This is a genomic window from Lentzea sp., from assembly GCF_036380075.1.
Taxonomy (GTDB): Bacteria; Actinomycetota; Actinomycetes; order Mycobacteriales; family Pseudonocardiaceae; genus Lentzea.
Genome location: NZ_DASVFL010000276.1, coordinates 1 through 19713 on the forward strand (window position 1 = coordinate 1; position 19713 = coordinate 19713).

At 70.5% G+C, this 19713-nt stretch carries 18 protein-coding genes and 1 pseudogene; 8 read left to right on the plus strand and 11 right to left on the minus strand.

What is annotated here, in order from left to right; genetic code table 11:
• Together VF330_RS29830 and VF330_RS29835 are read right to left on the minus strand one after the other, a co-directional pair.
• Window positions 1–350 (minus strand): SDR family NAD(P)-dependent oxidoreductase (locus VF330_RS29830; protein ID WP_330855022.1); only part of this gene is annotated, 350 nt, incomplete at its 3' end.
• A complete protein-coding gene (locus tag VF330_RS29835; RefSeq protein ID WP_330855023.1) occupies window positions 350–1075 on the minus strand; it encodes an SDR family oxidoreductase in 726 nt (241 codons plus the stop codon). The genes VF330_RS29835 and VF330_RS29830, both read right to left, overlap by 1 nt.
• A 93-nt stretch (window positions 1076–1168) precedes the next feature.
• Between VF330_RS29835 and VF330_RS29840 the strand changes: the two genes are divergently transcribed.
• Window positions 1169–1840 (plus strand): TetR/AcrR family transcriptional regulator, encoded by a 672-nt coding sequence (locus tag VF330_RS29840; RefSeq protein ID WP_330855024.1) that lies wholly within the window; start codon window positions 1169–1171, stop codon window positions 1838–1840.
• Window positions 1841–1858: 18 nt separating this feature from the next.
• On the opposite strand, the gene VF330_RS29845 is transcribed toward VF330_RS29840, so the two are convergent.
• The gene (locus VF330_RS29845; protein ID WP_330855025.1) at window positions 1859–2608 is read right to left on the minus strand and encodes an NPP1 family protein; all 750 of its coding nucleotides are present in this window, start codon (window positions 2606–2608) and stop codon (window positions 1859–1861) included.
• A gap of 259 nt (window positions 2609–2867) precedes the next feature.
• Here VF330_RS29845 and argG point away from each other — a divergent pair, with 259 nt between their 5' ends.
• Window positions 2868–4313: an argininosuccinate synthase gene (gene argG, locus VF330_RS29850; RefSeq protein WP_330855026.1), complete on the plus strand. Its 1446-nt coding sequence runs from the start codon at window positions 2868–2870 to the stop codon at window positions 4311–4313.
• Window positions 4314–4337: 24 nt separating this feature from the next.
• On the opposite strand, the gene VF330_RS29855 is transcribed toward argG, so the two are convergent.
• Window positions 4338–4808 (minus strand): hypothetical protein, encoded by a 471-nt coding sequence (locus VF330_RS29855; RefSeq protein ID WP_330855027.1) that lies wholly within the window; start codon window positions 4806–4808, stop codon window positions 4338–4340.
• A gap of 122 nt (window positions 4809–4930) precedes the next feature.
• On the opposite strand from VF330_RS29855, the gene VF330_RS29860 reads away from it, so the two are divergent.
• Entirely contained in the window at window positions 4931–5092 is a 162-nt protein-coding gene (locus tag VF330_RS29860) for a hypothetical protein (protein WP_330855028.1), read from the plus strand.
• Here VF330_RS29860 and VF330_RS29865 read toward each other — a convergent pair.
• Window positions 5073–6287, minus strand: a complete 1215-nt coding sequence (locus VF330_RS29865) for an MFS transporter (RefSeq protein ID WP_330855029.1) — start codon at window positions 6285–6287, stop codon at window positions 5073–5075. The two genes, VF330_RS29860 and VF330_RS29865, sit on opposite strands and share 20 nt — an antisense overlap.
• Before the next feature lie 82 nt (window positions 6288–6369).
• Here VF330_RS29865 and VF330_RS29870 point away from each other — a divergent pair, with 82 nt between their 5' ends.
• Window positions 6370–7260, plus strand: coding sequence for a LysR family transcriptional regulator (locus VF330_RS29870; RefSeq protein WP_330855030.1), 891 nt, complete (start codon window positions 6370–6372; stop codon window positions 7258–7260).
• A 3-nt stretch (window positions 7261–7263) separates the two neighbouring features.
• Here VF330_RS29870 and VF330_RS29875 read toward each other — a convergent pair whose 3' ends face one another.
• Window positions 7264–8886, minus strand: a complete 1623-nt coding sequence (locus VF330_RS29875) for a tannase/feruloyl esterase family alpha/beta hydrolase (protein WP_330855031.1) — start codon at window positions 8884–8886, stop codon at window positions 7264–7266.
• A 14-nt stretch (window positions 8887–8900) separates the two neighbouring features.
• The gene (locus VF330_RS29880; RefSeq protein ID WP_330855032.1) at window positions 8901–10274 is read right to left on the minus strand and encodes an MFS transporter; all 1374 of its coding nucleotides are present in this window, start codon (window positions 10272–10274) and stop codon (window positions 8901–8903) included.
• A 145-nt stretch (window positions 10275–10419) separates the two neighbouring features.
• Here VF330_RS29880 and VF330_RS29885 point away from each other — a divergent pair, with 145 nt between their 5' ends.
• Window positions 10420–12099 (plus strand): helix-turn-helix domain-containing protein, encoded by a 1680-nt coding sequence (locus VF330_RS29885; RefSeq protein ID WP_330855033.1) that lies wholly within the window; start codon window positions 10420–10422, stop codon window positions 12097–12099.
• On the opposite strand, the gene VF330_RS29890 is transcribed toward VF330_RS29885, so the two are convergent.
• Together VF330_RS29890 and VF330_RS29895 are read right to left on the minus strand one after the other, a co-directional pair.
• Window positions 12067–13695, minus strand: a complete 1629-nt coding sequence (locus tag VF330_RS29890) for a long-chain fatty acid--CoA ligase (protein ID WP_330855034.1) — start codon at window positions 13693–13695, stop codon at window positions 12067–12069. The two genes, VF330_RS29885 and VF330_RS29890, sit on opposite strands and share 33 nt — an antisense overlap.
• A 293-nt stretch (window positions 13696–13988) precedes the next feature.
• Complete coding sequence (locus VF330_RS29895; RefSeq protein ID WP_330855035.1) at window positions 13989–14837, minus strand: LysR family transcriptional regulator; 849 nt, start codon at window positions 14835–14837, stop codon at window positions 13989–13991.
• 69 nt (window positions 14838–14906) lie between these two features.
• Here VF330_RS29895 and VF330_RS29900 point away from each other — a divergent pair, with 69 nt between their 5' ends.
• Complete coding sequence (locus VF330_RS29900) at window positions 14907–15767, plus strand: EamA family transporter (RefSeq protein ID WP_330855036.1); 861 nt, start codon at window positions 14907–14909, stop codon at window positions 15765–15767.
• 25 nt (window positions 15768–15792) lie between these two features.
• Window positions 15793–17793, plus strand: a complete 2001-nt coding sequence (locus VF330_RS29905) for a neutral/alkaline ceramidase (protein WP_330855037.1) — start codon at window positions 15793–15795, stop codon at window positions 17791–17793.
• On the opposite strand, the gene VF330_RS29910 is transcribed toward VF330_RS29905, so the two are convergent.
• The gene (locus VF330_RS29910) at window positions 17780–18829 is read right to left on the minus strand and encodes a saccharopine dehydrogenase NADP-binding domain-containing protein (protein ID WP_330855038.1); all 1050 of its coding nucleotides are present in this window, start codon (window positions 18827–18829) and stop codon (window positions 17780–17782) included. The two genes, VF330_RS29905 and VF330_RS29910, sit on opposite strands and share 14 nt — an antisense overlap.
• 88 nt (window positions 18830–18917) lie before the next feature.
• Between VF330_RS29910 and VF330_RS29915 the strand changes: the two genes are divergently transcribed.
• Window positions 18918–19490, plus strand: coding sequence for a helix-turn-helix domain-containing protein (locus VF330_RS29915; protein ID WP_330855039.1), 573 nt, complete (start codon window positions 18918–18920; stop codon window positions 19488–19490).
• A 74-nt stretch (window positions 19491–19564) separates the two neighbouring features.
• On the opposite strand, the pseudogene VF330_RS29920 reads toward VF330_RS29915, so the two are convergent.
• Window positions 19565–19713, minus strand: a pseudogene (locus VF330_RS29920) (IS110 family transposase); the annotation flags it as partial.

Below are 19713 nucleotides of genomic sequence, written 5' to 3' on the forward strand. Positions count from 1 at the left end.
AGGACGTTGATGTCGTAGAGCGACGCGTACTGCTCGGGCGTGAACGCCTCCGCGGGGCCGGTGACCATGTGGCCGGCGTTGTGCACCACCACGTCCAGGCGGCCCTGCTCCGCGATGATCGCGGCGATCGCGGCGTCGGCCGACTCCTGCGACTGCACGTCCAGCTCGACGGCGTGCACGTCGGTCTTCCCGGCCGACCCGAACGCGGCGAGCTCGGCGACGGCGGGCGCGTTGCGGCCGGTGGTCTCCCGCATGCCCGCGTAGACGGTGTGGCCCGCGAGAGCCAGCTCGCGCACTGCCAGGGCGCCGAAACCACTGGACGCGCCCGTGACGACGATGACCTTGCCCATCAGATGATGCCTCCGTTCGCACGAATGGTCTGACCGTTGATCCAGCGCGCGGGGCCCGCGAGGAAGGAGACGACCTCGGCGATGTCGCCGGGTTCTCCGATGCGCTCGAGCGGGGCCTGCTTCGCGAGGGTGTCGATCGTGTCCTGGTCCTTGCCGTCCAGGAACAACGCCGTGGCCGTGGGGCCGGGGGCGACGGTGTTCACGGTGATGTCGCGGCCGCGCAGCTCGCGGGCCAGCACCAGGGTCAGCGCCTCGACGCCGCCCTTCGACATCGCGTAGGCGCCGTACTGCGGGAAGCGCAGGCCCACGACCGAGGACGAGACGTTGATGATGGCGCCGCCCTCGCGCAGACGACGAGCGGCCTGCTGCGACACGACGAACGTGCCACGCGCGTTGGTGCGCATGATGCGGTCGAAGACGTCGAGGTCCAGGTCCGCGACGGTGCCGAGCGGCATGATGCCCGCCGAGTTCACGACGACGTCCACGCCGCCGAAGGTCTCCTCGGCCAGGTCGAACGCGGCCGCGACGGCCGTCTCGTCGGCCACGTCGGCCTGGGCGGCCACAGCCTGCCCACCGGCCGACTTGATCGCCTCGACGGTCTCGTCGGCCGCCGTCTTGTTGCCGGCGTACACGATGACGACGGCGGTGCCGTCCGCGGCGAGGCGCTCGGCGGCCGCCCGTCCGATGCCCCTCGATCCGCCGGTGACGATCGCAACGCGGGTCATGTCCATCCTCCTAGCTGCTGTTTCCGTCGTTAACGCTCTCAACGTATCACCGATATCGAATCACCGCTACCGCGATTGTGTTATCGTTGTTACATGGACACGAGGGAGCGTCTGGTGCAGGCCGCGGCCGACCTGCTGGTCGAAGGTGGCAAGGAAGCGGTCTCCACGCGCGCCGTCGCCACGGCCGCGGGCGTGCAGGCGCCGACGCTCTACCGGCTGTTCGGCGACAAGGAGGGGCTGCTCGACGCCGTCGCCGCGCACGGCTTCGCCGGCTACCTGTCGTCGAAGCACGCGATGGGCGTGAGCGGGAACCCGGTCGACGACCTGCGCCGCGGGTGGGACCTGCACATCGGCTTCGGGCTCGAACGGCCCGCGTTCTACCTGCTGATGTACGGCGAGCCGCGCAAGCGAGAGGCGCGGCAGGAGGCGGACGCGATGCTCCGCGAGATCATCGGCCGCATCGCGTCGGCCGGGCGGCTGGCGGTCCCGGTCGAGCAGGCGGCGCGGTTCGTGCACGCGTCGGGCCTGGGCGTCGTGCTGGCGCTGATCGCCACGCCCGAGGACGAACGCGACCTGGGTCTGATCACGTTCACGCGCGAGAACGTCATCGGCGCGATCACGACGGACGCCGCGCCGGACGAGCCGACGGACATCCCGAGCAGGGCGATCGCGCTGAGGGCGGCACTGGAGGAGGACCCGCCCGCCGTGTTGTCCACGGCGGAACGGGCCCTCCTGGCCGAGTGGCTGGACAGGGTCGCGAAGTAGCGGCGTCTGCCCGGTGGGTCAGGCGTTCGGGTCGAACGCGATCCCGGCCGGCTTGGCGCTGCTGAGGTTGGAGTTGAACGCGCCGTCCTTGATCGCGAGCGACGCGCTGCCGAAGTTGGCGTTGACGAGGATGTCGCGCACCCCGGCGGGGAACCGGTTCCAGCTCACGAGGTCCGGGTACTGGTAGACGCCGTAGTGGTTCTCGGCCAGTTCACCGTTGCCGGCGAGCCGGAAGCAGTGCGTGCTGGCCCCGTCCTTGTGGTAGATGATCTTCGGGTGGGTGCCTTCCCACTGCACGTTGGCGCGCGGGTGGGTCTTGTACTTGCCGTGCTCCGACGTCGAGACGTACTGGGCCACGTCGTTCTGCACCCAGACGACCACGTGCTCGATGTCGTGGCGGTGGCCGCAGCAGTCGAGCAGCGGCACCGCCTGGTCCTTCTCGAAGTACAGGTCGTACAGGTAGGCGCACCAGCCGTTGTTGCACTTCGAGCGGCTGTAGGAGTTGGTGTTGTCGAGATCCGACTTGTCGTGGCAGTTGCCGTTCAACGCGCCGGAGTTCTTCAGGCCGGGCGCGACCTGACCGGTCGGCGAGATCGCCGGCGTCGGGTAGCAGCCGTCACCGTCGTAGTCGAAGGCCGGCTGCCACCTGCCGTCGGCTTCCTCGTGGTTCGCGGGGATGGCCTGGGGCGGGTCGGCGAGGGCGATGCCGGGGAACAGGGCCGTGATGAGCAGCGCGCCGGCGAGCGCGGACAGGAGTTTCTTCCTCAACGTGTGGCCTCCGGGAGCAGCAGGGAAGTGGAGAGCCTTGCGAGGCAGAAGGTGGTACATGAACCGTGTTCACGTCTAGGTGCTTCGCCGAATCTTTGCCGGACCGGGAAATTAACATCGCGCGAACGTGGGAGATCATGTCCTCACCTGCGTGTTCGGCGAAGATGAGGGGTGCTCCCGAACGGGCTGCCGAGCGTGAGTCGCAGCTAACAGAGACCCCGGCGTGCATGTTCATACATCGTCGTGCATACTTCTCAGCGTGTCCAAGGTGCTCACTTCACTTCCCGCCGGCGAACGCGTCGGCATCGCCTTCTCCGGTGGTCTCGACACGTCCGTCGCGGTCGCGTGGATGCGTGAGAAGGGCGCGGTGCCGTGCACGTACACCGCGGACATCGGTCAGTACGACGAGCCCGAGATCGAGACGGTCCCCGGCCGCGCCGGCACGTACGGTGCCGAGATCGCGCGTCTGGTCGACTGCCGGTCGGCGCTCGTCGAGGAGGGGCTCGCGGCGCTGGCGTGCGGCGCGTTCCACATCCGCTCCGGTGGCCGCGCGTACTTCAACACCACCCCGCTCGGCCGCGCCGTCACGGGCACCATGCTCGTGCGCGCCATGCTCGACGACGACGTCCAGATCTGGGGCGACGGCTCCACCTACAAGGGCAACGACATCGAGCGGTTCTACCGCTACGGCCTGCTCGCGAACCCGTCGCTGCGGATCTACAAGCCGTGGCTCGACGCGGCGTTCGTGACCGAGCTCGGCGGCCGCAAGGAGATGTCCGAGTGGCTGCTCGAGCGCGACCTGCCGTACCGGTCGAGCGTCGAGAAGGCCTACTCGACCGACGCGAACATCTGGGGCGCGACGCACGAGGCCAAGTCGCTCGAGCTGCTCAACGAGGGCATCGAGATCGTCGAGCCGATCATGGGCGTCAAGTTCTGGGACCCGTCGGTCGAGATCGCGACCGAGGACGTCACCATCGGCTTCGACCAGGGCCGCCCGGTCACCATCAACGACAAGGAGTTCGGCGACTCGGTCGACCTCGTGCTGGAGGCCAACGCCATCGGCGGCCGCCACGGCCTGGGCATGTCCGACCAGATCGAGAACCGCATCATCGAGGCCAAGAGCCGCGGCATCTACGAGGCGCCCGGCATGGCGTTGCTCTACATCGCCTACGACCGCCTCGTGAACGCGATCCACAACGAGGACACCGTCGCCGCCTACCACAACGAGGGCCGCAAGCTCGGCCGGCTGCTGTACGAGGGCCGCTGGCTCGACCCGCAGTCGCTGATGTTGCGCGAGTCGCTGCAGCGCTGGGTCGGCTCCGCGGTCACCGGCGAGGTCACGCTGCGGCTGCGCAGGGGCGACGACTACTCGATCCTCGACACGTCCGGCCCGGCGTTCAGCTACCACCCGGACAAGCTGTCGATGGAGCGCACCGAGGACTCGGCGTTCGGCCCGGTCGACCGCATCGGCCAGCTCACCATGCGCAACCTCGACATCGCGGACTCGCGCGCCAAGCTGGAGCTCTTCGCGGGCCTCGGCATGGTCGGCACCCGCCAGTCGGCGCTCATCTCGGCCCAGGTCGAGCCGACGAAGCTGATCGGCGACGTGCCGGACGGCGGCGCCGAGGTCATCGCCTCGCGCGGTGAGGTCTCGGAGACCGACGCGCTGCTCGACGCCGCCGCGATCGAGTCCGGCACGGACTGACGCCCGGCGGTGTGGCCGCGGACGTCAGGTCTGCGGCCACATCGAGTAGATGACGTTCTCCGTGTCGGCGCACACGACCTGCGGCATGGCGCCCTCGGCGACCTGGTTGCACGACAGGGTGCCGATCTCCACCGGCGGCAGGCCGGTCTTCGGCTCCCGGCGCTCCGCGTAGTAGTCGAACAGGACCGCCCCGGCCTGGTCGCAGTTCAGCCGGCCCTTCGGGGTCTCCATCACGACGGCCAGCATCGGCTTGCCCAGCGCGCCGGTGAACGGCTTGTCGCAGTACTGCGCGGGCAGGCCCTCGTAGTGCTCCGGCGGCACCCCGTCCAGGGCGGTCGTCCCGTTCTGCTTGGTGGCACTGGGCGTGGGCGTCTGCTGCCCGCTCGTCGTGGCGGGGGACGACTTCGTCTCCGAGCCGGTGCCGGAGCCGGTGACCTCCGAGGTGCAGCCCGCCGTGAGAACGGCGAGCAGCACGGGCGCGATCAAGAACCTCATGACTGCGGGGTCGGTGCGGACCTCGCCGTCGTTACTCCGATCCGGTACCCGCTGGGGCCTGTCCCGTGAGTCCGTTCGATGAGAGTCACGGTCGAGAGACCCGCAGGCGCCGTTCCCCGACGGTGTTCGAGCTGGTCGAGGAGGAACCCGAGCCCTCGGAGCAGGTCGAGGTCTACGAGCCGTCGGGGAACGACGTCGAGTGGGAGTTCGGCGGCGAGGGCAACCTGAACGTCCTCACCTGCCCGCAGGACGTCCGGCACCCGGTCACCGTGCACGTCGGCTGAGCACCGCCACCCCGGCCAGCAGCACGAGCAGGAGCGCGGCGAACCACGTCATCACCGTCGTCGGTGCGAAGGAGCGCGTCGCCAGTCCGATCGACACGGCCGGGACGCTCAGACCGGCGTAGGCGATGAAGAACAGCCCCGCCAGCGCCTCGCCGCGCTTCCCGGGCGCCGCCATCGCCGCGACCGCGCCGACCGACGCCTTGAACTGCACGCCCGCGCCGACACCGGCGACGGCGCCGCCGACGAGGAACAGCGGGAAGCTCGTCGCGTCCATTCCGGCGACCACGAGCACGATGCCGACCGCCTGCCCGCCGAGGCCGAGCGCCCGGCGGGCTCCGGCGGTGAGGCCGCCGGTCACGGTCTGCGCGAGCGCCGCGCCGCCGAACACGGTGAAGACGACGAGCCCGGCGAGCGTCCGCGACGGGTGGTGCAGCTCGCCCGCGACGAAGCCGGGGGAGACGGACGTGAAGACGCCGAAGACCGAGAACGCGGAGATCGCGCCGGCCGCCGCGGCGAAGTAGGCCCTGCGGTCGCCGTGGCCGGCGCTGATCCGCTGCGGGCGGTAGGCAACGCGTTGCCGCACAACCGTTTCCGGCGTCAGCGCCACCGCGATGACGGCGACGACCAGCAGCACGGCGAGCACGACGTACGGGGTGCTCAACGGTGCCGGGGCGTACTGCGCGAGCACTCCGGCCACCAGCGCGCCGACGCCCAGGCCGCCGATGTTCGCGGCGGTCGAGACGATCTCGAACCGCCGGGGCGACGCACCGGGGCGGTGGCGGGTGTGCAGGTCGTGCAGGAACGCGGTGGCGGTCGCGGCGATCATGCCGACGCCCAGGCCGTTGACCACGCGGGCCGCGACCAGCACCGGCAGGGAGGTGCTCGTGAGGAACAGCAGCGCGGACACCAGTTCCAGGCCCAGCGCCGGGATCAGGACGGCCTTGCGGCCCACCCAGTCGGAGACGTGCCCGGCGAGCACGAGGCTGATCACGACGCCGATGGCGAACGCGCCGAAGACGACGGTGACGTCGAACGTGGAGAAGCCCTCGCGGGCGACGTAGAGGGGGAACAGGGGAGCGGGGACGGTCGAGTACGCCATCGCGATGAGGAACGTGGCGGCCACGGCCCAGAAGCCCCTGCCGTGGTGCTTGCTGACGACGGGCCGGGTGACGGGTGTTTCGACGAGCACGGACATGCCACCACAGTGCGCGCCTCGAACTATCTCGTCCAACGAAAGTTGCTGCTGGTGATCATCGATTTCTGAGATGCTCGCTGGTGTGGACCTGCGTCAGCTGGAGTACTTCGTCGCCATCGCGGAGGAAGGCACCTTCACCCGCGCCGCCGCCCGCGTGCACGTCGTCCAGTCCGCCGTGTCGGCCGCCATCAAGACCCTCGAACGCGAGCTCGGCGCCACCCTGCTCGACCGCAACTCGAAGCGCGTGCAGCTGACCGGCGCCGGGGAGGCGCTGCTGCCGAAGGCGAGGGCGGTGCTGGACGCGGTCGCGGAGGCCAAGGACGCCGTGGCGCAGGTCGAGGGCGGCCTCAGCGGCACGGTCCGCCTCGGGATGCTGACCGCGATGACCCTGATCGACCTGCCCGCGGTGCTCGGCGAGTTCCACCGCCGCCACCCCGGCGTGCTGGTCCGCACGAGCGCGGCGACCGCCGGGTCGCTGGGTCTCGTCGAGCAGCTGCTGGACCGCCGGCTCGACCTGTCGTTCGTGTCGCTGCCGGGGGAGGTGCCGGACGGGATCGTCGTCGACGAGCTGGCCCACTCCGTCATGGACCTCGTCGTGCCGGACGACCACCCGCTGGCCGCCCGGTCCGAGGTGTCCATCGGCGACCTCGCGGGCATGGACTTCATCGACTCGCCGCTGGGCTACGGCAACCGGGCTGTCGCGGACCGGGCGTTCGCGGCGGGCAGCGTGCCGCGCCGGGTGACGCTGGAGATCTCCGACATCTTCACCGGCGTCGACTTCGTGCGGAACGGGCTCGGGATCGCCCTGCTGCCCGGCTACATCCTGCGCGGCGCGAAGGGCGTGACGACGCTGGAGGTGACCGGTGCGGACCTGCGGTGGCCGTTGGGCCTCGCGCGCCCGGCCGGCCGCACACCGAGTGCGGCGGCCAGGGCGTTGATCGCGGTGGTGCACGAGGTGTTCAGGACCGCTTGAGGCTCACCGCGCGCAGAGGAAGCCGGCCGCGGCGTTCTGGTCACCTCCCCGGTAGCGGGGCCAGGCCGGGTACTCGCACAGCGGACGGGTCCGGTTGTGCGCGAGGTCGGTGACGACCTGGCGTTCCGGCGACCGTCCCTTCTCGGCCCAGCGTTCGAGCGCCGTCAGCGAGTCCCACCCGGCGGCGAGCGCCGGTGCGCCGAAGTTGGCGTGGTTCGCGCCGGGCACCAGGTAGTAGCGCAGGAAGTCGCGGGTCGACGGGCCGGCGATGTCGCGCACCCGCTCGTAGAAGTCGTTGGTGGAGCGGTGCGAGACGAGCTCGTCCGCGGAACCGTGCAGCAGCAGGAGCTTGCCGCCGGAGCGGGCGAACGGGCGGAGGTCGGCGTCGTTGCGGTCCATGACCTCCGAGAGGTCGCTGATCCGGCCGAGCCACCTCCCCGGCTGCCGCGGGTCGACGTCGAGGGAGCTGTGGGACGGGTCGCGGGTGAGGAAGTACTTCACCCACTGGTCCCAGTACTGCATCCCGTAGCCGGCCGTGACCGGCATGGGGTTCGCGGGCGCGGTGGTGCCGAAGCCGAGGAACGGCGTGCGCATGTCCGCGCCGGACAGGAACGGGAAGCCGGGGTACCCGGTCTCGCCGCTGGCGACCCGGTAGGGCCACCGGAACGGCGTGGACATCGCCCGCACGGCGTCGATCTGCGCGTCCGACAGGCAGGTGGGACCGGTGTCGGCGCCGCCGGGACAGCGCAGCACGCGCGGGTCGAAGGTGCAGCGCGGGTTCGAGACGATGCCGTCGGCGACCCCGTCCGCGCCGTCGCACGCGGCGATCACGCCGGTGTACAACAAGGTTTGCTTGTCCGGGCCGGGGAACGCGCCGGGCCGGGCCAAAACCTGCGTGAGGTAGCCGAGGTAGAGGCCCTCGGCGAGGTTGTTCCACGCGGGGAACGCCGAGATCACGCCGTCGAACGTCCGGGGCCACCGCTGGGCGGCGATCAGCGCCTCCCGGCCTCCCGTCGAGCCGCCGGCGAAGTACGTCTCGGCGGGAGTGCGCCCGTAGGCGTGCCGGATCAGGAACAGGCTGGCGTCATGGGTTTTCTTCAGCGCGTCACCGGCGGAGAAGTTCTTGACCGCCTCGTCGTTCACGCCGAACGACCCGTCGAGCGAAGGAACGGCCGCCGGACCCTGCTGGTGTCCGGAGTCGCTGGCGAACGTCGCGTACCTGCGGGCCAACGGCGCCGGGGCGTCCGCGGCGGCGAACGGCACGTTGCCGGTCACGGCGGGGATGGTGCCGTTGTAGCCGCCACCGCCGAACATCAACCCCTTGCGGTTCCAGTCGTCCGGCAGCGCGACACGCATCTTGATCGCGGGTGCGGCCGGATCGACGGGGGAGATGTCGGCGTCGACCTGGCAGTACCGGACCGTCTGTCCACTCACGACGGCGGAGGTCGTGACCGCCGCCGTGACGCGGCCGCCGGTGGTCGGCAGGCTGATCACCGAGGCGGGGATCGTCAGCTCGGACAACGACGTGCACGACGGCGTCGTGCGGGGCGAGGTGGAGGCGAGGGCGGGCTGGGCGCCGAGCAGCAGGACCGCGGCGGCCAGCACGGCGAGACGACGTGTGCTCACGGGTGCGGGCCCTTTCAGCGGTAGAGGTGCGTGCCGGGGACGGCGTGCGGGTCCTCGCGGACCTCGGCCGGGTTCGTCTCCGGCAGGAACCACGCGCTGACGAACGTGATCATCCCCATGAGCGTGATGTACCCGGCGACCGGGAGGGTGCTGCCGGTCTCGGCGATGAGCGCGGTCATGAGGAACGGCGTGCCGCCGCTGATGATGATCGCGGACAGCTGGTACGACAGCGACGCGCCCGAGTACCGCACGTTGGGCGCGAACAGCTCGCCCAGGAAGCTCGCGATCGGGCCGTAGGTGAGGCTCTGGAAGACGAAGCCCACCACCACGGCCACGAAGATCAGCGGCAGCGACGCGGTGTTGACGAGCCCGAAGTACGGGAAGCCCCACGCGGCGACACCCAGACCGCCGATGAGGATGAGCGGGCGCCGCCCGATCTTGTCGGACATGTGTCCCGACCACGGCATCACGGCGAGCATCGCCACGGAGCTGAGCAGCACCACCGTGAGCAGCCCGTTGCGGTCGAGCTTCAGCGACGTGGTGCCGTAGTTGAGCAGGCCGGCGATGCTGACGTAGAAGAGGCTGTTGGTGGCCGAGAGGATGCCGCAGGCCAGCAGGATCGTGCCCCACCTGTCGCGCAGGACCTTCGCGAGGGGAGCGCGGACGACGGCGCGTTCGGGCCGGGCCACCTCCTTCTCCAGCGCGCGGAACTCCGGCGTGTCCTCCACTTTGGACTGGATGTAGAGCACGACGCCGAACATCACGATGCTGACCAGGAACGGGATCCGCCAGCCCCAGCTGAGGAACGCGTCGTTCGGCATCAGCCCGCTGGCGGCGATGAAGATCAGGTTCGAGATGATCACGGCGACGGGGACGCTGGTCTGGCCGAACGTCCCGGCGAAGCCGCGTTGCTTCGGACCGGCGGACTCGGTGAGCAGCAACATGATCCCGCCCCACTGGCCGCCCGCCGCGAGTCCCTGCAGGAACCGCAGCGTCACGAGCAGGATCGGCGCCAGCGCCCCCACCGCGGACGCGGACGGCAGGCAGCCGATCAGGAACGTCGCCCCGCCCATCAGCGCCAGGCACGTGACCACGACGGGCTTGCGGCCGTACTTGTCACCGAAGTGCCCGGCGAGCACGCCGCCGACCGGGCGCGCCACGAAGCCCGCCCAGAACGTGCTGAACGCGAGCAGGGTCCCGGTCAGCGCCGAGGACTGCGGGAAGAACACCTTGGGGAACACGAGCGCGGCCGCGGTGCCGTAGAGGAAGAAGTCGTACCACTCGATGGAGCTGCCGATCAGCCCGACGGTCAGCAGCTTCCGGAAACCCCGTCGCCGCACGGGGGATTGCACGGACTGTTCGTCGGGCTGGGCCAGAGGGGTTGCCATACGTGCCGCCTTCGTCGATGAACCGGCAGGTGATGACGGCCAATGCTAGGGCGGGGCCACGCGGCGGTTGAGGTGCGGATCACACACGCCTCATGCTGGTTCGGTGGCACTTTCCTCCACCGGCGACTGGGGAAGAATGACCTGGATGAGCATCGACCCGAGCGACGAACCGGACTCGCACGCGCTCGTGCGCCGGCAGCGCGAGCTGGCGTCGTTGTACGCGACGGCCAAGTCGCTCACGGCGCTCGGCGAGCTGGACGACGTGCTGCAGTCGATCGTCCGCCACGCCCATGACCTGATGGGCACGGACTTCACGTACCTCTCGCTGGTCGCGGACGGGCGGCTGTCGGCGAAGGCGGCGGAGGGCACGATCTCGGCGGCGTTCCTCAGCGCGACCATCCCGGCGGGCGTGGGGCTGGGCGGGAAGGTGCTGGCCACCCGGCGGCCGCAGTGGGTGAGCAACTACGCGGCGTCGCGGCTCATCGACCACGACCCGAACTTCGACCGGCTGGTCGTCACCGAGGACCTGGTGGCGTTGCTCGGTGTGCCGCTGGTGATCCGGGACGAGGTGGTGGGCGCGCTGTTCGCCGCGGACCGGTCCGAGCGGTCGTTCCACCCCGGCGAGATCGCGTTGCTGAGCGCGTTCGCCGACCACGCGGCCGTGGCGCTGGACAACGCCCGGCTGTACGAGGAGAGCCGGACCGCGTTGCGGGAGCTGCGCGAGCACGTGGCCGTCGTCGAACGGGCGCAGGCGATCCACGAGACGCTGACCGGCGTGGTGCTGGAGGGCGGTACGCCGGCGGACGTCGCACAGCTCCTGGCGGGTCAGCTGGGCGGCACGGTCACCGTGCTCGACCGGGCCGCCGGGCACCGTTCCGGCCGCGTCACGACCACCGTCGACGCCGGGGGAGTCGCGCACAGCGTGGCCCCGATCCGCGCGGGCGACAGCTACCTCGGCGCGCTGTCGTGGAGCAGGGAAGCGGTGCCGGAGCGCGGGGTCTCGGACGACATGGACCTGCGCACGCTCGAACGGGCCACGCACATCCTCGGCCTGCTGATCCTCAAGGAACGCGCCGTCGCCGACGCCAGCGAACGGCTCAGCGGCGAGCTGCTGACCGAGCTGATGGTCGGCAGTCCCGGCATCAGTCCCTCGCAGCGCTCGCGCGCACAGGCCCGTCACATCGACGCGGACCGGCTGAACCTGGTGCTGGTAGCCGACTCGTCCACGTCGTCGTCGACGGAGCTGGCGCGGCACCTGCACGACATCGCCAGGGACTGCGGGGGACTCGCGGGCGAGCACCTCGGCCGGGCCACGGTGATCGTGCCCAGCACCGACGACGACCGGACCGCCGCGGAGGTCCACCGCCGGCTCAGGCGCGCGGTGGGAGGGTCCGTGGCCGTCGTGGGGGAGCGGGCGGTGAACCACGACTGGGCGCGCGCGTTCTCGCTGGCACACCGCTGCGCCGCGGTGATGCGGGCGATCGGGCACACCGACCGCGGCGTCACGACCGGCCGGTACGCCCTCTACGCGGTGATCTTCGACGCCGAACGGGTCCGCGAGCTCGACCGCTTCCTGGACGCCTCGGTGGGCCCGCTGGTCGACTACGACCGGCGCCGGGGCACCGATCTCGTCGGCACCCTCAGCGCCTACTACGACCACCGCGCGAACGTCGCCGCGACGGCGCGCGCGTTGCACGTCCACGTCAACACGTTGCTCAAACGGCTGGACCGCGTGAGCGACGTCCTCGGCGCCGACTGGCGCGCCGAGAACGACCTGGAGCTCCAGCTGGGCTTACAGCTCTACCGGCTGCGCGACCTGGGCTGAGCTGCGCAGGGCGATCTTGGACAGCTTGCCGGTGCCCGTCTTGGGCAGCGCGGTCCGGAACACGACCTCGTCGGGCAGCCACCACTTCGCGACGACCGGCGTGATGTGCCGCAGCAGGTCGTCGCCGGTGGCGGTGCTCCCGTCGCGCAGCACGACGTAGGCGACCGGCCGTTCGCCCCACCTCGGGTCCGGGCGGGCGACGACGGCGACCTCGACGACGTCGGGGTGCGAGGTGAGGGCGCTCTCCAGCTCGACCGAGGAGATCCACTCGCCGCCGGACTTGATCAGGTCCTTCATCCGGTCGACCAGGCGGATGTAGCCGTCGCCGTCGATCGTGGCGAGGTCGCCGGTGCGCAGCCAGCCGTCGTCGGTGAAGCTCTCGGCCGAGTCGACCTGGAAGTAGCCGCCCGCGACCCACGGCCCCGCGACCTGGAGCTCGCCGACCGCCTCGCCGTCGCGCGGCAGCTCCACGCCCGTCTCGACGTCGGCGATCCGCAGGTTCACCAGCGGCAGCGGCTGGCCCTGCGCCGCCCGCACCGCGACCTGCTCCTCCTCGGAGAAGTCCCGGTGCCGGGAACGGGTGCCGCCGATCGTGCCGACCGGACTGATCTCCGTCATGCCCCACGAGTGCGTGATGGGAACGCCGATCGCGGCGCGGTAGGTCTCCGACAGCGCCGGCGCGATCACCGAGCCGCCGCCGAGCAGGAACCGCGTGGCGCCCAGGTCGTGGAAGGCCAGCTGCGGCACCAGGCTCGTCCACACCGTCGGCACGGCACCGGCGACGGTGACCCGTTCGGTCTCCATCAGCGTCAGCAGGTGGGAGGGCTCCGCCGACGGGCCGGGCAGGACCAGCGAGGCACCGGTCATCATCGCGCCGTAGGGCAGGCCCCAGGCGTTGGCGTGGAACATCGGCACGATCGGCATCACGACGTCGCTCTCGCGCAGGCCGATGAACCCGGCCGCGAGCGTGCCCAGGCAGTGCAGGACGGTCGACCGGTGGCTGTAGAGGACGCCCTTGGGCGGCCCGGTCGTGCCGGAGGTGTAGCAGAGGCCCGAGGCCAGGTTCTCCTCCGCGAGCGTGAAGGTGTCCTCGAACGACCCGGCGAACGGCTCGGCTTTCGCAACCAGCTCGTCGTAGTCCAGGACGCGCGGATCGTCCGGGATCTCCACGCCGCTGTCGTCGGGCAGCACGACCCAGTGCCGCACCTTCGGCATCCGGCCGGCGCTCGGCCAGATCCGGGGGAGGAGCGCGCGGTCGACGAACACGACGTCGTCCTCGGCGTGGTTGACGATGTACTCGAGGTGCTCGGCGGACAGCCGGATGTTGATCGAGTGCAGCACCCGTTTGGTGACCGGTACCGCCAGGTACAGCTCCAGGTGGCGGCGGGTGTTGGTGGCGAACGTGGCTACGCGGGCGCCGGTCGGGATGCCGAGGTCGTTGAGTGCGGTGGCCAGCCGTCGTGTTTGGCTGGCCACGTCGGCGAAGGTGACTCGCTTCTCGTTGGCTGTGATGACCTGCTTGTGCGCGTGGAGGCGCTCGGCTCGCTCCAGGATGTGCGCGATGGTGAGCGGCCTCGGTTGCATCAGCCCGTCCATGGGGTGTGACAGTAGGGTGGGTTTCGGGTGGGGGAGAGGGAGGAAAGTTCCACTTGTTCTCCTGTTGTGGCGGCGATTTCTTCCACGGGGGTGGGTGGTTGCGTTGCCGTGATGGGTGCCTGTTTCAGGCGCGGGGCTCCGCCCCGGACCCCGCCAACTGATCAAAGACCGGCCAGCGCCGTTCGCGGGTTGATGGCACGCCTGTTGGGTTGGGCGGCTTGCTGTTGCGTGCGTGGTGCGGCTCGTGACGGGACCACCCCACCGGAACCTCCTGTTTCAAGCCAAGGCACTCCTCAGGCGCGGTAGGCCTCGCATGCCAGGGTGATCAGGTCCGTCAGGTGCTGTGGTGGCTGGTCCTTCCACCACGCCAGCCAGACCGCGATCGGTGGTGCGTCCACGACGGCTCGGTAGGCGACGCCGGGGCGTGGGTTGAGGCTTGCGGTGGCCTCTGACGTCATGCCGACGGCTTGTCCGGCCGCGATCAGGGTCAGCCACTCGTCGACGCTGCTCGTGTTGCGGACGACTGCCGGTGCCTTGCCCGGTTGCCACAGGTCCAGGGTTGTTGTCCCGGTGCGGTCGTCCACGGCCAGTGAGTAGCGGGCGAGGTCGGCCAGTTTGAGCGAACGCTTGCGCGCCAGTGGGTTGTCCGTTGCCACCACGCCGTAGCGGCGTTCGGTGCCCAGCAGGGCCGTTTCGAACCTTGGGTCGTCGAGGGCTCTGCGCACCACGGCTACGTCTGCGGTGCCCTCGGCCAGGCCCGCTGTCAGCGAGTTCGACTGGACGAACACCAGGGGCAGGCCGGGGTGTTCGCCTGCCCAGGCCTTCTGCACGCGCCGGGTGTGCTTGCCCAGTGCGGCCCAGGCGTAGCCGATCCGCAGTTCGGTCAGCGACTGGGCGGCTATCCGGTGCAGGTGCGCGACCTCGTCCAAGACTCGGCGGGCGCCTTCGAGGACCTGTGTGCCGACGGCGGTGAGTGCGACGTGTCGAGTGGACCGTTGCAGCAGTCGCACGCCGAGTGTCGCTTCCAGTGCGGCCACCGAACGGGAGACCGACGCCTGTGTGAGGTCGAGTTCCCGTGCCGCGTCGGTGAACGTGCCCGCGTCGACCACCGCCACGAACGCCCGCACGTGTCGCAGATCCATGCGTCCAGCGTATAGGTCACGCGGCTCATGCATTTCCCGTATCGATGCTCCGGGCGCAGGGTGGGTGTCATGAAGAGCATCAGCGGGTTCGCGACGATGACCGCCAGCGCGGCCAGCAACCAGCTCGGCGCTGCCGTGGGTGCCCACGCGTTCGCGTCCATCGGGCCCGCGGGGGTCGTGGCCGTGCGCCAGTTCGTGGCCGCCGCGGTGCTGCTGCCGGTCGCCCGGCCGGACGTCCGCAGGTTCACGTGGGCGCAGTGGTGGCCGACGATCGCGCTCGGGCTGGTGTTCGCGACCATGAACCTGAGCCTCTACATGGCGATCGACCGCATCGGCCTCGGGCTCGCCGTCACGCTGGAGGTGCTCGGGCCGCTGGGCGTCGCGCTGGCCGGGTCCCGCACCCGCCGGGACTTCCTGTTCGTCGTGATCGCCGCCGTCGGCGTGTACGTGCTGGTGCTGCCGGGGCCGAGCAGCGACTACCTCGGCGTCGGGCTCGGGCTGCTCGCGGCGGCCTGCTGGGCGGCGTACATCCTGCTCAACCGGCTGGTCGGCGCGCGGCTGCCCGGTCTGCAGGCGCCCGCCGTGGCGACCGCGATGTCGGCGACGCTCTACGTGCCGGTCGCCGTGCTGCTGGTCCTGAACGGGCAGCTGACCGGGATGTCGGTCCTGTACGCGATCGGCGCCGGGGTGTTCTGCAGCGTCGTGCCGTACGCCGTCGACGTGATCGCGTTGCGGAAGGTGCCCGCGCGGCTGTTCGGACTGGCGATGAGCGTGCACCCGGTGCTGGCCGCGCTCGCCGGGCTCGTGGTGCTGGGGGAGCGGCTGGAGCTCCACCACTGGGCGGGGATCTTGCTCGTCGTCACCGCCAACGCACTGGCTGTCACTTGCTCTCAGTGGTCTGGATCACCTACCGTGCAGAAGGAAACGTGAATCCAATTCACTTAGCGGGGTGTCCATGCGGACGAAAGTCTTGACGGTGGTCGCCGCACTCGTCGGTGCGGCGCTGGTCAGCGGCCCGTTCGCGTGGGCGGAACCCGAGCCGTACCTGGTCGGCAGAGGCATCTCGGACGTCACGGGCCCCGCCGCCGAGAACGGCATGATGGGCTACTCCAAGTTCGACCAGAAGACCTCGGGCATCCACCAGCGGCTGCGGTCACGGGCCTATGTCGTGGTGGACCGGGCCACCGACAAGCGCGTCGCGTACGTGAACGCCGACCTCGCGATGATCTTCCGCGCGGTCCAGGAGGGCGTGCTGACCAAGCTGCAGGCCAAGTACGGCAGCACCTACACCCGCGAGAACCTGCTGCTGTCGGCCACGCACACGCACAGCGGCCCCGGCGGCCAGTCGCACAACCTCGCCTACAACCTGTCGATCCTCGGCATGCAGCCGCAGGCGCTCGCGGCCGTGGTCGACGGCATCACCGAGTCGGTCGTCGAGGCCCACGAGGACGTGAAGCCCGGCTCGATCAGCCTCGGCGTCGGCGAGCTCACGAACGCCTCGGTCAACCGGTCGCGCGTCGCGTTCGACCGCAACCCCGACAAGGGCTTCTTCCCGGCCGGGATCGACCCGCAGATGACCGTGCTGAGGTTCCGGCAGTCCGGCGCGGACGTCGGCGCGATCAGCTGGTTCGCGACGCACAACACGTCGGTCACCAACGCCAACACGCTGATCAGCCCGGACAACAAGGGTTACGCCGCCTACCAGTGGGAGCACGACGACAAGGGCGTGCGCTACCTGGACGACACCGCGGGCTTCGTGGCGGCGTTCCCGAACACCAACGCCGGCGACATGTCGCCGAACCTCAACCTGAAGCCCGGGTCCGGCCCCACCGAGAACGAGTGGGAGAACGCCCGGATCATCGGCGAGCGCCAGAACCGCAAGGCGCAGGAGATCTTCAACGGCGCGCAGACCGCGATCGGCGGAGGCGTCGACTCCCGGATGCGGTTCGCGGACATGTCGGCCGTGCAGGTCGACAGCCGGTTCACCTCCGACGGCAAGGCGGGCACGACGTGTTCCGGTGTCGTGGGCGCGTCGACCATCGCGGGGAGCGTGGAGGACGGCCCGGCGATCCCCGGTTTCTCCGAGGGCATGCAGTCGCCGTGGAAGAAGCTGTTCGAGCCGTTGCAGATGGAGGTCCCGCAGTGGCTGCGGGACTGCCAGTTCCCCAAGGCGTCCCTCGTGCCGACCGGCCTGATCGGTGCGACGCCGAACATCGTGCCGCTGCAGATCGTCCGGATCGGACAGTTGCACCTCGTCGCGGTGCCGGGCGAGGTGACGATCACCGCGGGTCTGCGCATCCGCAAGGCCGTGGCTGCCGAAGCCGGTGTGCCGGTGCAGAACGTGCTGATCCAGGGCTACTCCAACGACTACAGCCAGTACATCACCACGCCGGAGGAGTACGACTCGCAGCAGTACGAGGGCGGGTCGACCCTGTTCGGCCGCAACACCACGCCCGCGTACCAGCAGGAGTTCGGCAAGCTCGCCGCGTCGATGAGGTCCGGTTCCGCGCTGCCCGCCGGTCCGAACCCCGGCAAGCCGCCGTTCACGGAGATCAACCTGCAGACCGGAGTCGTGCTGGACGACAAGCCCGCGGACAAGAAGTACGGCGACGTCCTGAGCGCGCCCAAGTCGTCCTACGCCCGCGGTGAGACCGTGACGTCGGTGTTCGTGACCGGGCACCCGAAGAACAACCTGCACCGCAACGGGACGTTCCTGGAGGTGCAGCGGCAGGTGAACGGCCAGTGGGTGCGCGTGGCCGACGACGGCGACTGGTCCACGCGCTACAAGTGGGAACGCGTCGGCATCGCGTTCTCGAACGCCACGATCACCTGGCAGATCCCGGCGGACACGCCCGCGGGCACCTATCGGATCGTGCACCACGGCGACGAGAAGTCCGGATGGACCGGCAGGATCACCGGCTTCACCGGGGCGACGGCGGGCTTCACCGTCGGCTGACCTCCCCGCCCGCCGCGACGGCGAGGTCAGGGCCGAAGGCGGCCGCGGGCGTGTACGCGCCGGGCTTGCCCTCGCCCCTGGCCAGCCGTGCCGCGACCTCCGCGGAGACGTCGGCGGTGAAGTCCATGGCCTCGCCCGTCTTCAGCCAGGCCTCGCCCGTCGTGCCGTCGGGCCAGGTGGCGGTCGCGTGACCCCACGAGTGCGTCCGGGGCATCGGCGCGGCCTCGGCCTTGATCCCGGCCAGTCGTGTGGTGACGAAGCGGCGCACCGGTCCGAGCGCCACCAGCCGTCCCGCGACGGGCAGGGCGGCCCGGAGCGCGGGTGCCGCCGGCATGATCGCGGTGGCGGCGGTGACGTCCGGCGCGCCGGAAGCCCGTTGTGCCGCCAGCAGTTCGGCGGTGGGCGCCTCCGACGTCGTGGCCCGCTCGCCGTCGGGCAGGAGCAGGTTCCTGGCGTTCGCGCCGAGGCGTGACCTCATGAGCGTCCCGTCGCGGTAGCGGCGTCCGCCCGTGACGAGGACGCCGACGATCGACGCGGCCAGGGCGGTGCCCAGCAGTCCTTCCTCGACCGCCACCGACGCCACCGCGTCGACCCGCACGCCGGCGGGCACGGGCCTGCCCTCGCACAGCGCCACGACGGCGGCTTCCGTTGCCAGGACGCCGAAACCGGCGCCGGTGACCAGGGTGCTGCCGGCCTTCGCGGCCTCGTCGTGCAGGCCGAGCAACCGCGGCACGGACACCAGGTCGTTCGCTTGGTCGAGGTAGTGCCCGCCCGCGGCGACGCAGGCGCGGGCGATGGTGGTCGCGGTCTCGGCGTAGTCGCCGATGGTGTTGATGACGACCGACGGCCGGCCGTCCTCGATCGCCTTCGCGATGCGTTCGGCGGTGTCCGCGATGACGACTCGCCGTCCCACGCCCATCTCGCGCAGCCGTGCGCTTTCCCTGCCGACCAGCACCACGTCCTCGCCCCGCTCTAGCAGGCGGGGAACGACGGCGCGCCCGACGCGTCCGGTGGCGCCCAGGACCCAGATGCTCATGATCGTTCTCCTCTGTGATGTCTCACTGTGTCGTCACCACGCTAGCACGGGTGACGGCACACTGAGACATCACTTGCTAGGATGGGCTGTGGCCAGGTGGGATCCCGGAACCGAAGACCGTCTCAGGCGAGCGGCGCTCGACCTGTTCGCCGAGCACGGGTACGACAACGTGACCGTCACGCAGATCGCCGAACGCGCGGGCATCACGCGGCGCTCGTACTTCCGCTACTTCCCGGACAAGCGCGAGGTGCTCTTCGGTGGCTCGGAGCAGCTGCCGCCCGCGCTGGCCGCGGCGGTGCGCGCCTCGGACGAGAAGTCGTTGCCCGCCATCGCCCTGGACGCCGTGCGCCGGATCGGCGTCCTGCTCGTCGAGCGTGTCGACCGCACCGCCGAACGGCGCGCGGTGATCGCGTCGAGCCCCGAGCTCCAGGAGCGCGAACGCACCAAGTCCGCCGCGATCATGGCCGCCCTGTGCGACGCGCTGGCGGAACGCGGTCCGGCGGACGAGGCCCGGCTCGTGGCGCGGCTGGTCGCGGTGTGCTTCCAGGAGGCGATCGAGCGGTGGATCGACACGGGGGAGGACTTCGGCGCGTGCCTGGACGCCGTCGTCTCCTCCGTCCGGTCGACCGCGGCGCTATTCCCGTCGTCGGTGAGGCAGTGATTACGTTGTGCACGATTTAATCGCGCGCTAGCTTCATGGCATCCGGCCTCACCGAAGGAATCTGAATGACCGTGTCAAGCCACAGCAGTAGCGGGCTGGGGCGCGGCCGGGGTGAATTTTCGGCCGTCGCGCAGCAGCGCCCAGAGCACGTCGACCAGGCGGCGGGCCAGGGCGAGCAGGGCCTGGGTGTGGATGAGTCGTTCACCGCGTTTCTTGTCGTAGA

Excerpts from the sequence above, each read along its gene's own strand:
- VF330_RS29910 (WP_330855038.1), bottom strand. The coding sequence starts at position 18,829 with ATGAGCATCTGGGTCCTGGGCGCCACCGGACGCGTCGGGCGCGCCGTC.
- VF330_RS29880 (WP_330855032.1), bottom strand. The coding sequence starts at position 10,274 with ATGGCAACCCCTCTGGCCCAGCCCGACGAACAGTCCGTGCAATCCCCC.
- VF330_RS29885 (WP_330855033.1), top strand. The coding sequence starts at position 10,420 with ATGAGCATCGACCCGAGCGACGAACCGGACTCGCACGCGCTCGTGCGC.
- VF330_RS29905 (WP_330855037.1), top strand. The coding sequence starts at position 15,793 with ATGCGGACGAAAGTCTTGACGGTGGTCGCCGCACTCGTCGGTGCGGCG.
- VF330_RS29840 (WP_330855024.1), top strand. The coding sequence starts at position 1,169 with ATGGACACGAGGGAGCGTCTGGTGCAGGCCGCGGCCGACCTGCTGGTC.
- VF330_RS29835 (WP_330855023.1), bottom strand. The coding sequence starts at position 1,075 with ATGACCCGCGTTGCGATCGTCACCGGCGGATCGAGGGGCATCGGACGG.
- VF330_RS29900 (WP_330855036.1), top strand. The coding sequence starts at position 14,907 with ATGAAGAGCATCAGCGGGTTCGCGACGATGACCGCCAGCGCGGCCAGC.
- VF330_RS29865 (WP_330855029.1), bottom strand. The coding sequence starts at position 6,287 with ATGTCCGTGCTCGTCGAAACACCCGTCACCCGGCCCGTCGTCAGCAAG.
- VF330_RS29855 (WP_330855027.1), bottom strand. The coding sequence starts at position 4,808 with ATGAGGTTCTTGATCGCGCCCGTGCTGCTCGCCGTTCTCACGGCGGGC.
- VF330_RS29890 (WP_330855034.1), bottom strand. The coding sequence starts at position 13,695 with ATGGACGGGCTGATGCAACCGAGGCCGCTCACCATCGCGCACATCCTG.
- VF330_RS29895 (WP_330855035.1), bottom strand. The coding sequence starts at position 14,837 with ATGGATCTGCGACACGTGCGGGCGTTCGTGGCGGTGGTCGACGCGGGC.